The organism is Pontiella sulfatireligans, assembly GCF_900890705.1.
Classification (GTDB): Bacteria; Verrucomicrobiota; Kiritimatiellia; order Kiritimatiellales; family Pontiellaceae; genus Pontiella; species Pontiella sulfatireligans.
The window spans coordinates 2,966,736-2,981,401 of record NZ_CAAHFH010000001.1; the positions used below are offsets into that span (position 1 = coordinate 2,966,736).

Genomic DNA, 14,666 nt, shown 5'->3' on the forward strand with positions numbered 1-14,666 from the left:
TGAGCTCTCTTGTAATGTTTTAAGGATATCGCGCTATGGGCAACGGAACCTGCTGCACCCCCGGAGAAAAAAGATGCGGATGCGACGACGGCCACCTCGGAAAACCGTTTGAACGCATTGCCTCTGGCTTCACCGACCATATGGTTCGTCTTGAAGGCGGCGCCTTTCTCATGGGCACCGACGATGCCATCGGCTACCCCGACGACGGCGAAGGTCCGGTTCGGAAAATCACCCTCGATCCTTTCTACATAGATCAGTTCGCTGTCTCGAACGCCGATTTCGCCAAGTTCATCGAAGCGACCAGCTACGAAACCGACGCTGAAAAATTTGGCTACTCCTACGTCTTCCACGCCCTGCTCTCCGACAGCACCAAACGCACGCTCGACATGCTCGGGCGCACCGTCGCGGGGCTCGAATGGTGGTACAACGTAGAAGGCGCCGACTGGGCGCATCCCTTCGGGCCCAACTCGGACTTCCAAGGACTGGAAAACCATCCCGTCACCCACGTCTCCTACCGCGACGCCCTCGCCTACTGCGAATGGGCGGGGAAGCGCTTGCCGACCGAGGCCGAAGTTGAATATGCCGCGCGCGGCGGGCTGGTGCAGAAGCGCTACGCCTGGGGCGACGAGCTGCTGCCCGGCGGAAAGCACATGTGCAACATTTTCCAGGGCAAGTTCCCCAGCTACAACTCCGGCGAGGACGGCTTTATTGGAACCGCACCGGTGGATGCCTTCGAGCCGAACGGCTACGGCCTCTACAACATGGCCGGCAATGTTTGGGAATGGGTCTTCGACTGGTGGAGCACCGACTTCCATCTGACCGGCCCGCGCAACAACCCGATCGGCCCCGCCGAAGGAGAGCGCCGCGTCAACCGCGGAGGGTCATACCTCTGCCATGATTCCTACTGCAACCGCTACCGCGTTGCCGCCCGCACCTCCAACACGCCCGACTCATCGACGGGCAACCTTGGGTTCCGGTGCGTAAGGGATGTGTAAAAAAGTTTGTAGTTCCGCCTTTAGGCGGCCTCACTGGAATGGCCGCCTAAAGGCGGAACTACGAACCTTATCTTTTCACAACCCCAGCACGTCCTTCATGCTGTAAAGCTTAGCCTCCTTGCCCGCCGCCCAAGCGGCGGCCTGCAGCGCGCCGATGGCGAAGACATCGCGGCTTGTTGCGCGGTGCGATAGTTCGAGAAGCTCACCCATGCCGGCCAGCATGACGGTGTGGTCGCCGACAATGTCGCCGCCGCGGATCGAGTGAAAGCCGATTTCCTTTTCAGGCCGCTCGCCCGGCAAACCGGTGCGGCCATCCTGCTGGACATCCTTCAGATCCCAGCCGTAGCCGTCGGTCGCGGCGCGCCCGAGCATCAGCGCGGTGCCGCTGGGCGAATCCTTCTTCATGTTGTGATGGCGTTCGAGCACTTCGATGTCGTAGCCCTTGCCTTTAAGCGCGCGGGCGCCGGCTTCGACCAGATTGCAAAGCAGGTTGATGCCGAGGCTCATGTTGCCCGAAAGCACAACCGCTGCTTTTTCCGCTGTCGCATCGATAGCTGCCAGCTCTTCTTCATTGAGGCCGGTTGTGCCGATCACCCAGGCGGTGCCCCACTCCGCAATACGCGGCGCATTGCCGGCGGTACCGAAGTGCGACGAAAAATCGACAATGACATCCGCATCCGGCCCCACCTCTTCGAGATTCGTGATCAGACTCAGTCCAGCCTTCTTTGTTCCAGCCATCAGACCGGCATCGGTTCCAAGGTCGGGCAAATCCCAGAGGTCGACCGCTCCAACGAGCTCCAACCCTTGGACTTTTTCTTCCATGATGCAGCGGATCAGGGCTTTGCCCATACGTCCGGCGGCGCCGAGAACAACAACTTTTACACTCATAGGATTTCCTTTCAACGTAGACGGAGCTTCCAGCTCCGTTGGATATCTCAACGCGCTTTGAACGATCAAACGGAGCTGGAAGCTCCGTCTACGCTACAGAACTCCAGCAACTTCCAGCGATGCGCGCAACACAGCTTTGTTTTCGTCCGTCGTCGAACACATCGGCAGGCGGTAGGTTTCTTCCAACATGCCTTTCATCGCCATCGCGGCCTTGATCGGGATCGGGTTGGTGTCGATAAACAGATCGTTGAACAGCTGTGCATATTTATCGTGCTGCGCCTGTGCGAATGCATAGTCGCCCGACAGCGCCGCCTGAATCAATGCGACCACTTCGGCGGGAATAATGTTCGAGGCCACGGAAATCACGCCGCACGCGCCGGCCTTGATCATCGGCAGCGCGAGCGAATCGTCGCCCGACACCACTTCGATTTCGCACAATGCTTTGATGTCCGTAACGCGCTGCACCGAACCCGCCGCTTCTTTAACGGAAACAATGTCCGGGTGCTGCGCCAGTTCTGCAACCACTTCCAACGGGATTTCGCAGGCAGCGCGGCCAGGCACATTATAGAGCACTACCGGCACGCCAATGTCGGCCACGGATGCAAAATGCCGCACCAACCCCATATTGTTGGGTTTGTTGTAGTACGGCGTCACTTGAAGCGTGCCATCGATACCAAACTCTTTGGCGGCTTCCGTCAACTCAACCGCCTCGGCGGTTGAGTTGGCCCCGGTGCCGGCCATGATTTTGCAGCGCCCAGCCGCCTTCGCGACCACGGTCTCGATCACTTTCAAGTGCTCGGCCGGACGCAGCGTCGGCGATTCGCCGGTGGTTCCAACCGGAACGATCCCGTCCACCCCGCCGGCAATGTTAAACTCCACCAGCTCTTCCAGCTTTTGAAAGTCCACCGATCCATCTGCAGCAAACGGCGTGACCAATGCTGTGTATACCCCTGTAAAATACATCTCTATCTCCATCTTCGTAGACGGAGCATCTTGCTCCGTTTTGAATCATCGACGTGTTTTGCATAATCTAACGGAGCTAGAAGTTCCGTCTACACTTTTTATACTCCGAAGGATTTCAATCCATCAAGGTCGAGCGTAGCAAAATGGTCTTCAATCGTTTCCGCGCGACGGATCTGAATGACGTCGCCGTCCTCGCGGAGCAGCAACTCGGCGGAGCGCAGCTTCGCGTTGTAGTTGAAGCCCATCGAATGGCCGTGCGCCCCTGCGTCGTGGATCACAACCAAGTCGTCCACATCCACCTGCGGGATGGCGCGGTCGATGGCAAACTTGTCGTTGTTTTCGCAAAGCGATCCGGTGACATCGCAAACAAAGTCGCTCGGTTCATTTTCTTTGCCGGCCACCGTAATATGGTGGTAGGCGCCATACATGCCCGGACGCATCAGGTTGGCCATGCAGGCATCGAGCCCGACGTATTGTTTGTAGGTGTGCTTTTTATGCAGCACCCGGCCCACCAAATAGCCATAGGGTCCAGTAATCATGCGGCCGCATTCCAAACGGATATCGAGCGGCGTTATGCCCCTGCCGATGATCAGCTCTTCATACAGCTTGCGCACACCCTCGCCCAGCGCGGCCAGATCGACCGCTTCGTCTTCCGGCTTGTACGGAATGCCGATGCCACCACCGAGATTCACAAACTCAAACTCAATACCAAGCTCCGCCGTCAACTCCCCGACCAAATCGAACAGCATCTGAGCCGTCTCGAGGAAATAAGTCACATCCAATTCGTTTGAGGCCACCATCGTATGCAGTCCGAAGCGCTTGATGCCCTTGTCGCGCAGAATGCGGTAGCCCTCGAACAGCTGCTCGCGGGTGAAGCCGTACTTCGCCTCTTCCGGATGGCCGATGATCGCGTTGCCGGCCTTGAGCGGACCGGGGTTGTAGCGGCAGCAGACCAGCTCCGGCAGGCCGACGTGGTCTTCCAGATATTGAATGTGCGAGATGTCGTCGAGATTGATGATTGCGCCCAGCTCCTTCGCCTTGGCGTATTCATACGCCGGGGTGTCGTTGGAGGTGAAGATAATGTCCTCGCCCACCACGCCGACCTTTTCCGACAGCAACAGTTCGCCGAACGAAGAGCAGTCGGAGCCAAAGCCTTCGGACTTCAGGATTTTCATCAGATACGGGTTCGGGGCGGCCTTGACCGCGAAATATTCCTTAAAGCCGGGATTCCACGCAAAAGCGACCTTCAGCCGACGCGCGTTTTCGCGAATGCCCGTTTCGTCATAGATATGGAAAGGCGTCGGAAAACGCTCGGTCAGCGCCTCCAGCTGCTCCCTGGTTAAAGGAATCTTCTTTTCTGCCATGGTTTTCTCCTGAAATTATTGGGGCGGACTATACACGAAACCCCAGTGTTTCCAACGTTTGGAAGACAAAAAAAAGAGGGATTCCGATTGAAGGAAAGCCCGCCTCTCCGCGCCAACTACTACTCATCCAAATTGACGGCCGTGAACTTGGATGTGGTGTTATGCGTTTTCGCGACGGCTATTTGCACACTCACTCATGTGCGGGCACAGCCCGTTTTGGAGAGCGCCAACCCAGCTTGCACACCGCAGCCTTGGCGAAGGCGGGTCGGCGCTTTTAAACCGAACTTCTCGGCATGAATATGCGTATCTATCCGACTGTGAGTCGGTTGCACAAATACGCTTTTCTTGCTGCTGGCTACATTCCTCGCGTTGCTCCAAGCCATTCTAGTATTTTTTGCTGGTAGGGAGTCGGGGTTGAGGTGGTTTTGAAGTCTCCTTTTTTATGGCCTTCCACTTTGACCCGCGAGCGGGTGATGGCGGATAGGGTGTTGAGAATGTCGCGAAAGCTCGATATGGGATGCTGCCCGTCCGGGGTGCGGCGGGTTTGGTCTTTTTTCTTGGCGGAGTCGGAGCGTTTGACGGGGTCGACGACGCTATCGCGTTCGGCCGCGGTTTCTTTTTGTTCGTCGGCGAAAAGCAGGGGCGCTAGCTGGCTGCGCATTTGGTGCTCGATGTGGTAGGCGAGCATGCAGATGAAGATGTGCGCGCGGACTCGGTTGTCAAGGCGGTGATAGATGGGGCGGACGTTTAGGTCGATGGATTTGAGGGAGCGGAAGGCGCGTTCGACCATTTCGAGGTTTTTATAGTTGGCCACGAGTTCCTGGTCGGTCATACGGGTTTTGTCGACGCTGCTGCGGATGACATAGAGGCCGTCGGTGGCGGATTCGGAACGGATCTTTTCTTCGTTGCGGTCAAAGGCGAAGGTGTCGTCCTCGATGGTGAGGTTGAAGTGTTTCGCCATCTTTTTCTTGTTGATGATTTTGCCGACCTCCACCCCGATCGCATCCTTGCCGCGCAGGGGTTTGTTTTTGCGTTCGACCTTTTTGATGATTTCGGCGAGAAGTTTTTCGGTGGCTTGCAAAAGGGCTTCGCGCCTTTTTGAGCGGCGTTTGGCGAGGTCGGGGTTGCGGCAGACGACGAGGCGTTCGTCCGGGTAGTCGGGGTGGGTTATGCTCGCGAGGTCGCATTCGTCGAAGAACGTGAGCTGGATGCTCCCGCACCGTTCAAGCTTTGCAATGGAGGCGGCATTGAGCGCCGTGATCCAGTCCGCGCCTTCTTCGTCGCGAAGGTATTCGTCGATGGCTTTTCCGCTGATCATTCCGCGGTCGCCAATGAAGATGACATTCTTGTGGTTGAAATCCTTTCGCACCCGTTCCACCGCTATGGGAAAGGCAATGCGGTCGCTTTCGTTCCCGGCCAGGACTTCGACGCCGACGGGCGTACCAGCGGTGTTGCAGTAGATTCCGTAGTTCACTTGCTTGCGATCCCCCCGATGATCGCGGGAATACCCGAATTGGGCCAGCTCGCAGCATTGCCCCTCGAAATAGGAGGATGAAAGATCGAACAGTACGGGGGCGCCGTCGGCAAGATGCTTTTTCGCAAGTTTCTTTTGGATTTTATCCTGTCGTTCCAGCAGCCAATCCATTGCCGCATAGCACTCGTTTTCATGCAAATCCTCAAGGGAGAGTAGCTCGCCCAGAGAGGTTGAAGCGGTCTGGGGGTCGCAATGGCGAACCGTTGCGAGCTTGGAATCCCCGCTGATAATGCGATCAATAATCATCGCCGCAACCACATCCCTTTCACGGGAACGTTTTGAGTCGATCATGCCCAGCAGCCCCGACTTTTTCAGCACAGAATGGATGGCTGCAACATGGCCGTGCTGGCGGGCGTCATGAATGGATATGGCTTTTTCAAGAGATGCAATCCCTTCCGATGCCGGGATCGATTCGCCCTTGAGGGCCGCCCGAAGCGCCTCGACGAGTTCATCGGGCAATCCGCTCAGATTAGCCACTGTTTTTTTTCGGACTTTTCCATTTTCCCGCCACGACTCCCGCAAGAGGACGGCGGGCGGAGAGTTTCGATTGGGCACTCGTTCTATATACATGGCCGCACAATATGCGACATAGCGAAACATGCAAGCACTAAGTTTATGTTTACATGGGTACAGATTTTGAAAAACTTGGACATTCTTTTTGTTTAACTCATTGAGTGCGAGAGGATTGCATCGCAGAAGGAGCCGTATTTCCTCAGAAGTTCGGTTTAAAGCGGAGACGGCGTCTCCGCACTCCATGGCGCTTCGCGCACCTTAGCCACCTCTCTTATTCAGCGTTCTTCCCCAAGAACGATTCTGCCAGCCGGGCGTGCTCTGGAGGAAGGTCATCCATGGCCGCGTCAAGGCCGTAGCCGATCCACCACCGCAGAAATGCCAACTCTTCCGGGCTCAGCTGCGGCTCGCCGGCGGGAGGCATATGCTTATCACTGGACTCCGGCAGATCGATCCGCTGCACGAGCAGCGAATCCGCTGCACTTCCATTCACGATGGCCGGGCCTTCCGAACCACCGGCCTGAATCGTTTCGAGCGAGGTCATATTCAGCCCGCCCCTGCTCCGGCGGACGCCATGGCAGAAGATGCACTTTTCTTCCAGCAACGGACGAATCACGGCATCAAAAATCAATGGACCGCCCGTGGACTCCAGCGCAGGTTCTGCAACGGCCTCCACCGCTTCAACAGAAGGATGGCTTTAAAACAACCCACGGCGCCTTGTCCATAGGATTCCCGTGCGTCATGACGCCGCCGAGATGGCCGGCCATCCCAAGAAAGACCGAAACAAACACGGCCCAGCTCCAAAGGATTGACGGCCCCATCCCCTGCTTCACCAAAAGACCGAACCCAGCCGTTCCTGCAATGAACAGCAGTGCGGCATACATGTGCGGCCGCACGGCCGACTCCACATAGCCTCCCGCCAAATACAGCATCAGCCCGGCTCCAAAGGAAACCAAGCTAGAAACAAAAACCAAGACCGTCCCCCAGAACAGCAAACGGGCCGCATCCGCTGATTGGAATTTCGACCGGAAGGCCAAGACAGAAAGCACGCCGACCCAGAGACCGATTGGCAGGTGCAGCACCAGCGGGTGAAAGCTTCCGGCAAACTCCAGCACAACGGGCCAAACCTCGCCGCCCACCGGCTGCAACCGCGTGAGCAACGCGCACGCCAGTATGGCCAGCAGGGAAACAGCGAAATAAACCGCCTTCAAAATGCGCCTCCCGCTATGCGGATCGGTGAGGCGTTACGATGAACCCGCCCGACTTTTCATCGCGCTCCAGTTCAACCAGCCCACGACGCTCAGCATCTTGAAGCAGCTCCCCGAAGGAGCGGAATCCATAAGAGGATTCGGTAAAGCCAGGCTTCCGGCGCTTGAGGGTCTGCTTGATCATGGAGCCCCAGATACGCTCTTCCTCCCCGCGCTCTTGAAGCAAAGCCTCATAGGTTTCGATCACCAGCTCGCAGGCCTCCTGCCTTTTATCGCCAGGGGCGGGCGAGGCCTCACTCTTGGCCGATACTTTTTTCTTGGAGGTTTTCGGAGCCGTCTTTTTCCGTGGCCGGGCGGACTTGATCAGGTCGTCGTAATAAATGAATTCATCGCAATTGGCGATGAGCAGATCCGAAGTTGAACTCTTCACACCGATGCCGATGACGGCCTTGTTGTTTTCGCGCAGCTTGCTCACCAGCGGAGAAAAGTCGGAATCGCCGGTGATGAGCACAAACGTGTCGACGTGCTCCTTCGTGTAGCACAAGTCGAGCGCATCAACGACCATGCGGATGTCCGCCGAGTTTTTGCCGGACATGCGCACATGCGGGATTTCGATCAGCTCAAAGGACGACTCGTGCATGGATCCCTTGTATTCCTTATAGCGCGCCCAGTCGCAATAGGCTTTCTTCACAACAATATTGCCCTTCAGCAACAGACGCTCGAGCACCTTGCCCATGTCAAATTTGGCATTGTCGGCATCTTTGGCGCCCAGCGCCACATTTTCAAAATCGCAGTAGACCGCCATGATGCGGGTTTCATTTTTATCGTTCATTTCATTGCCTCCTTGAGGTTGTAGTAAAAGCCTACTCCTGTCGCGGGCGGGCACAACAAAAAAGGATTCTTCTCAACGAGAAGAATCCTTTTCATAAACCTGCTCTTTCCGAGGACTAAGCTTGGTTCTTCGCCTTCATCGTGGCGCCTACGCGCAGGCGCAAGGCGTTGAGTTTGATGAATCCGGTCGCATCAGACTGGTCGTAGCCGCCCGCTTCGTCAAAACTGACGAGCTCCGGACTGTAGAGCGAATACGGCGAACGGCGGCCACAAACATGCACAGCGCCCTTGAAGAGCTTCAAGCGCACGTCGCCGGTGGCCGTTTCCTGGCTCTGGGCAATGGCGGACTGCAGCATTTCGCGTTCCGGCGCAAACCAATAGCCATTGTAAACCAGCTCGGCATACTTCGGAATGAGCGAATCACGCAGGTGCATCACTTCGCGGTCCATCGTAATGGATTCTAGCGCACGGTGCGCATGGTGCAAGATGGTGCCGCCGGGCGTTTCGTACACACCGCGGTCTTTCATTCCGGTGAACCGATTTTCGACGATGTCGATACGGCCAACAGCATGCTCGCAACCCAAAGCATTCAACTTTTTCAGCAACGCGGCCGGGCTGAGCTTTTCGCCGTTAACAGAAATGGGGATGCCTTTCTCAAAGCTGACTTCGATAGTTTCGGGCTCATCGGCGGCCTGACTCAACGGCTTGGTCATGCACCACATGTTTTCGTCGGGCTCGTTCCAGGGATCTTCCAGAATGCCTCCTTCGAAGCTGATGTGCAACATGTTGCGGTCCATGCTGTAGGGCTTGGATGCGGAAACGGAGCACGGAATATTCCGGTCTTCGAGATATTTAATCATATCGGGGCGACCCTCGAACGGGAAGTCTTCGGGCATGCGCCATGGGGCGATCACTTTCACATCGGGCATCAATGCATAGGCGGTCAGCTCAAAACGAACCTGATCGTTTCCTTTGCCGGTGGCGCCGTGGCAGATGGCTTCCGCGCCTTCGGCCTTGGCGATGTCGATCATGCGCTTGGCGATCAACGGACGGGCGATGGAGGTGCCCAGCAGGTAAGTGCCTTCATAGATCGCGTTGGCCTGCATCATCGGATAGATGTAGTCCTTGGCAAACTCTTCTTCGACGTTGTCGACGTAGCACTTCACCGCGCCGTGCTTGAGCGCTTTTTCTTCAAGGCCGTCGAGCTCTTCTTCCTGGCCCACATTGGCACAGTAGCAGATGACCTCGGCGTCGTATTTTTCCTGCAGCCAGGTCAGCAACACCGTAGTGTCGAGCCCGCCGGAATATGCGAGTACAACTTTCATAATTCGTTCCTTTCTATTTAATAAGACTAGTCAAAGCGTTGACGCATGCGGGCGTTGGCCGCTGCGAGATCAAAGGCCTCAGGGTCGATTTTCCCACCGACCCATTCCAACATTTGTTCGTATTCTTCGCATTTCGGATGGTCGAGGATTTCGAGCAGATTGTAGTAGCCCCACAATCCGCCGCAGTCTTCCGGCGGACAGGCGCGCATGCCCTTGATGCATATGGGATAGGCCAGTCCGTCTTCAGGCTCCGTAATTTTCTCGAGCAAGATTTCATGCACCCATGAATCGCCGAAATCATATTCATATACGATTTTCTGCTTTTCCTTCCGCAACAGAACACCGATGCGCACGCCGGCAGAGTCCTCCGTATCGAAACCACCGAACCCCATAAAGTCGTCTTCAGGATCGGGCAGGTAAAAGGTGCCCCCCTGTTTGAACTGGTAGAGATGGCAGTTTTTCCATCCCATGGTTGCTTGGATAATATAGTGCAAGTCATTCAGCTCCGTGGCGGAAGGAACAAGAATGCGCCGCCAGATCGGCGGTTTCGCACCTTTGAGCGAAACCTTGAGCTGGTAGATCCCGTCGCCCGCCGGAGCGGCGCCCTGCTTTGGGGCATCCTGCAAAAGGCGGTTTGCCAGCTCATCGATCGCCAGGTCGAACTGCCCCGTCATTCCCTCCAAGGGGTTTGGCAACGCTTCATGGGCGGTTTCTGGAATGTTGAACATGGCCAAGGCAGAACTGATCATGGCGGTCAGCTGGCTGAACTCCATAAACGCCGGATTGTCCATGATTTCCATGCCCAGACCGCGGGCGTCGAGCTGGCGCATCACGGCAAATGCCTTGTCATTGAGGGCAAGGAAGCTGGTGCGGATTTCGCCGAATGGATCGGCCTCCCGCGAATAGTCCTGCTGCACCTCATCCCAGAGGACGCACCACAGATCGTGGAATTCCTCCTGGTCTTCGGCGGATGCAAAGAAAAGCGTCCTTCCCTCGGCTACGCGCGCCAATACATCTTCAGGACTTTTCCCTTCGTGGCAAAGGGCGTCGCGCATATAAGCCTCGACCTCTGCTTCGGAAATGGAAAGGCCCAGTTGCTGGAAATAAGCGTCGAGTTCGGATTCCGGTTCGGAGGGATTCTCCAGCGCGTCGAAAACGGCCTCCTCCTGCGGATCTTCATCTACGTCCCAGAAGAGGGCGCGGTCGCCCACCATTTTCACGGTCAGGTCTTTCTGCAAATTGAAATAGGTTGCAAGGGCAAGCGGCGGCGCCTTCATGAGCGGAATGCATTTCGGGTCGCCCTGGGCGTTGCACAACGCCAAAGCGAGTTGCTCATAGCAGTCGCCGTCCGTTCCCAGCTCGTCCAACGCATCGCCCATCGCCCCTGCCATCGAAGCAATCCACTTCTTGGCGGCGACCGCATCGACGCGCGCGCCTTCGTTTTCTGCGCGCACGATCGAAAAAACACCCTGCAGCCAATCAACCACCGTCAGCATCAGCGAGTCGCCGGGGCGGAAGCCACTGGCGGCGAAATAGCCGCGCAGATCAAAAACCGTCAGCTCCACATCAGCGTCGAACGGCGGCATGAGCTTCTCCATGTTGCCTTCGTGATCGAGCAGCAAGTATTCCATTGCACCCGCAAAACCGCAGAAATGGAGGAACGGCATGGCCTGCGCCTGCGGCAAAGAAACCGTGCGGGTCTGGAGCGCGGCGCCGTCCGGCAAAACCAAACGCGCATCTGCCGGAAAAACCTCGCGCGAAACAAACGGAAAAAAGCGGTGCCCCGGAACCACATAGCCACCCTCGATCTCCGCCTTCAACGGCGTGATCCTAAACTGCGCACCTTGAAAAAAGGTGCGCCGTGGAACAAAGATTTCGTTCAGGGAATCCGCCTCAAGCAGGTAGTCCGACGTCATGGCGATATCGAATATCTCATCTTCACTGGCCTTGACGCCCTTGCACTGGACATGGCCGACCAAATCCGCCAACGAAAATTCGGACTCCGCGAGCCGACCATAGTCATCGACAAGCTCCAGCAGTTCATCCTGCTTCATGTGCTGCTCCAAAACGAAGGTTAAAACGGAATGTCGTCTTCGTATTCGTCGAAGTCGGCCGGGACGTCTTTGTCGGACACCGGAGGCTTATCGCCTGCAGCCGGAGCTGGCGCCGCGGCGCCGGTCTGGAGCTTCCACGCGTTCAGGTTGTTGAAGTAGCGTCCATTGTATTCCCGCCCGCGGATATCGAACGATACGGTCACCTCTTGCCCTGCTTGAACATTGTCCAGCAGACTCACCTTGTCGTTCACAAATTGCAGCACAATGTCTTGCGGATAGTTCCCATCCTCGACCGTTACCACAAACTCACGCACAGTAAACTTGTCGCTAATTGTTTTCGCATCCTGCACGAGTTTTACTTTTCCTGTTAAATCATACGCCATTTTTCATCTCCTTTAGTTCACAAATTATTTACCGGTCCCGCCAACGCGGCATTCAACACTGTTTTCTGCTACCATCTTACGCGACTGGCCTTGAGCCATGATTTCGCCCGAATATAAGTCCTCGATCGAAAAGCAAAGATTATAGTCATTCCAGATCAGATTTCCAAAGTTAATTACAAATCCTTTGAATGCATCCAAATCTAGGTGCTTCCTAATTCCAGGTTGCAACGAATCCTTTCAAAAAGGCCCGAAATCAACTTTTCGAACCAGACCGTCACTAATTCCGATTTCTAGCTGATAATCAGAATTCCATTCTGCAGAAACAACATTCAGCTCAACGCCATCCTGCATGCTCATTTCAACCTCCGATCAATGCGTTCGGACTTAATCCGCTGATGCTCGTTTGAATAAAACAAAACAACCAATCCAAAATATTCATAAAGCTTGGGCATAATCGGATTGAGATTATTCCCCCATGCCGCATTGGCAGGGGTTGGGCGACAGGGCCGCCATTTCTTCATGCAGCTCTTCGCACGCTTCACCAATCAACTGCAACGCCTGCTCGATTTCTTCCTGCGAAACATTCAGCGGGGGCAATAAACGGAGGGTATTACCCGCAGTCGCTAGCGCAAGCATGCCTTTTTCCTGCAATTTTTTCTGCAGCGCCGCCGACGGGACATCAAGCACGAGGCCAAGCAGCAAGCCCAGCCCGCGCACTTCGGCGATCCACTTCTTGTGTTTCTGGGCAATATCGCAAAGCCCTTCTACAAAATAGGCGCCCATCATCATGGTATTGGCCAAAAGCTCTTCGGAGTCGATCACATCGATGACCGCGAGCGCGGCCGAGCAGGCCAGCGGCGTGCCGCCGAAAGTGGTGGCATGATGACCGGGCTGGAAAATGTCCGCCAGCGTTGATCCAGCCACGATCGCCCCGATCGGAAAGCCGTTGCCGAGCCCCTTGGCCAGCGAGAAGGCATCGGGTTGCAGATCATAGCTTTGGAAGCCGAACCATTTTCCGGTTCGGCCCATGCCGCACTGCACCTCGTCGCACAAAAGAAGAATGCCCTTTTCATCGCAAAGCTTCCGAAGGCCTGAAAGGAATTCAGGATTGGCCGGAATAACGCCGCCCTCGCCCTGCAATGCCTCAACCAGCACAGCGGCCGTTTTGGAAGAAATGGAATCCTCTACCGACTGCAGGTCGTTAAAATTGGCGTAGACAAAACCTTCCGGCAGCGGACCGAAGCCGATCTGCACCTTTTCTTGCCCGGTCGCGGTCAGCGTAGCCAGCGTGCGGCCGTGGAACGACTGCCTCATGGTGATGACTTCATATTTCCCATGCTCGCTGCCCCAAAGGCGGGCCAGCTTGATCAACCCTTCGTTGGCTTCCGCGCCGGAGTTGCAGAAAAAGCATTTTGCCCCCGGCAGGCTGGAGCGTTCCGCCAAAGCCTTAGCGAGCAACGGCTGCTTTTCGTTGTAGTACAGGTTGGAAACGTGCACCAGCGTTTCGACCTGATCCTGAATGGCATGAATCATTTTCGGATGGCAATGGCCAATGTTTGTGACGGCAATGCCCGACACAAAATCAAGGTATTCATTCCCCTCGGCATCCCACACGGATGCGCCGGAACCTTCCACCAAGGCAATGCCCGGTGCATAGGTCGGCATGAGGTACTCTTTTTGCAGCGCCGCTATTTCCCCTGTCTTCATTTCAATTTTCCCATTTCAGATTTCAAGTTTCTATTTGGTTATTTCGGTTCCCACACCCTCGCTCGTAAACAGCTCCAGCAGGAGTGAATGCGGCATTGAGGCGTCGATGATATGCGCCTTCTTAATGCCCGTCTTCACCGCCCCCGCCATGCCCCGGATTTTCGGAAGCATCCCGCCGGAAATCACGCCCCGATTGATCAACTCGTCAATCTCGCTTAAATGCAGCGAGGAAATCAGGGTGGACTTGTCTTCCGCATCGCGCAGCAAGCCCGGCACGTCCGTTAGGAAAACAATCTTGCGGGCATTCAGCGCGCAGGCAATGGCTGTGGCGGCATCGTCGGCATTAATATTATAAAGATGGCCGTCGGGCCCCTTGCCCAGCGGCGTGATGACCGGAACAATATCCGACCTCAGGTAGGCGCGAACGGGCTCCACATCGACTTCCTCCACTTTACCAACATAGCCCCAGTCCAGCTCTTCATTGGTTTCTGGATCCTTGCCCGTCATTTTTTCGACGCGAATAATATCCTCGCCATAAATGCCGCGCGCCTTGCCGTGGTATTGCTGGATGATTCCCACCAAATGCGGATTGACCTCGCGATTGAGCACCCGCTCGACCACATGAATGGTTTTCTCATCCGTCACGCGCAGGCCATGGACAAAGTTTGTCGCAATACTGTTTTCCTTCATCGCACGCGAAATGGCCTTCCCGCCGCCATGCACCACAACCGGGCGGAGACCGACGCATTCCATGAAAGCAATGTCCTGCATGATGCGGCTGTAGCCGTCCTTATGCTCCATGATGCTGCCGCCAAGCTTGACCACCACGGTCTCGCCGCGGAACTGCTGAATAAACGGCAACGCCTCAATCAGCACCGAGGCCTTTTCAATAAATTTGTCCATT

General features: G+C 55.9%; 13 protein-coding genes. 1 reads left to right on the forward strand and 12 read right to left on the reverse strand.

Annotated features, from left to right (window positions below):
• Nucleotides 1–35 precede the first annotated feature (35 nt).
• Nucleotides 36–995 carry a formylglycine-generating enzyme family protein gene (locus SCARR_RS10165; RefSeq protein WP_222846254.1) on the forward strand — a complete coding sequence of 320 codons (960 nt, stop codon included), beginning with the start codon at nucleotides 36–38 and terminating at the stop codon, nucleotides 993–995.
• Between the two features lie 75 nt (nucleotides 996–1,070).
• On the opposite strand, the gene dapB is transcribed toward SCARR_RS10165, so the two are convergent.
• The 12 genes from dapB to argB form a co-directional block, all read right to left on the reverse strand.
• Entirely contained in the window at nucleotides 1,071–1,883 is an 813-nt protein-coding gene (dapB, locus tag SCARR_RS10170; RefSeq protein ID WP_136061475.1) for a 4-hydroxy-tetrahydrodipicolinate reductase, read from the reverse strand.
• Nucleotides 1,884–1,976: 93 nt separating this feature from the next.
• Nucleotides 1,977–2,846 (reverse strand): 4-hydroxy-tetrahydrodipicolinate synthase, encoded by an 870-nt coding sequence (gene dapA / locus SCARR_RS10175; RefSeq protein WP_168433214.1) that lies wholly within the window; start codon nucleotides 2,844–2,846, stop codon nucleotides 1,977–1,979.
• A 98-nt stretch (nucleotides 2,847–2,944) separates the two neighbouring features.
• Nucleotides 2,945–4,210 carry a diaminopimelate decarboxylase gene (locus SCARR_RS10180; protein WP_136061477.1) on the reverse strand — a complete coding sequence of 422 codons (1,266 nt, stop codon included), beginning with the start codon at nucleotides 4,208–4,210 and terminating at the stop codon, nucleotides 2,945–2,947.
• 355 nt (nucleotides 4,211–4,565) lie between these two features.
• Nucleotides 4,566–6,221, reverse strand: coding sequence for an IS1634 family transposase (locus SCARR_RS10185; RefSeq protein WP_222846255.1), 1,656 nt, complete (start codon nucleotides 6,219–6,221; stop codon nucleotides 4,566–4,568).
• Between the two features lie 307 nt (nucleotides 6,222–6,528).
• Nucleotides 6,529–6,885 carry a c-type cytochrome domain-containing protein gene (locus SCARR_RS10190; protein ID WP_136061479.1) on the reverse strand — a complete coding sequence of 119 codons (357 nt, stop codon included), beginning with the start codon at nucleotides 6,883–6,885 and terminating at the stop codon, nucleotides 6,529–6,531.
• A 49-nt stretch (nucleotides 6,886–6,934) separates the two neighbouring features.
• Nucleotides 6,935–7,465, reverse strand: a complete 531-nt coding sequence (locus tag SCARR_RS10195; protein ID WP_136061480.1) for a hypothetical protein — start codon at nucleotides 7,463–7,465, stop codon at nucleotides 6,935–6,937.
• A 13-nt stretch (nucleotides 7,466–7,478) separates the two neighbouring features.
• Entirely contained in the window at nucleotides 7,479–8,294 is an 816-nt protein-coding gene (locus SCARR_RS10200; RefSeq protein WP_136061481.1) for an NYN domain-containing protein, read from the reverse strand.
• Nucleotides 8,295–8,409: 115 nt separating this feature from the next.
• Nucleotides 8,410–9,618, reverse strand: coding sequence for an argininosuccinate synthase (locus SCARR_RS10205; RefSeq protein WP_136061482.1), 1,209 nt, complete (start codon nucleotides 9,616–9,618; stop codon nucleotides 8,410–8,412).
• Nucleotides 9,619–9,644: 26 nt separating this feature from the next.
• Complete coding sequence (locus tag SCARR_RS28590) at nucleotides 9,645–11,672, reverse strand: plasmid pRiA4b ORF-3 family protein (protein ID WP_222846256.1); 2,028 nt, start codon at nucleotides 11,670–11,672, stop codon at nucleotides 9,645–9,647.
• Between the two features lie 20 nt (nucleotides 11,673–11,692).
• The gene (locus SCARR_RS10215; RefSeq protein WP_136061483.1) at nucleotides 11,693–12,055 is read right to left on the reverse strand and encodes a DUF3127 domain-containing protein; all 363 of its coding nucleotides are present in this window, start codon (nucleotides 12,053–12,055) and stop codon (nucleotides 11,693–11,695) included.
• Nucleotides 12,056–12,520: 465 nt separating this feature from the next.
• Nucleotides 12,521–13,762 carry an aspartate aminotransferase family protein gene (locus SCARR_RS10220; RefSeq protein WP_136061484.1) on the reverse strand — a complete coding sequence of 414 codons (1,242 nt, stop codon included), beginning with the start codon at nucleotides 13,760–13,762 and terminating at the stop codon, nucleotides 12,521–12,523.
• Nucleotides 13,763–13,792: 30 nt separating this feature from the next.
• Nucleotides 13,793–14,665, reverse strand: coding sequence for an acetylglutamate kinase (gene argB, locus SCARR_RS10225; protein WP_136061485.1), 873 nt, complete (start codon nucleotides 14,663–14,665; stop codon nucleotides 13,793–13,795).
• Nucleotide 14,666 lies beyond the last annotated feature (1 nt).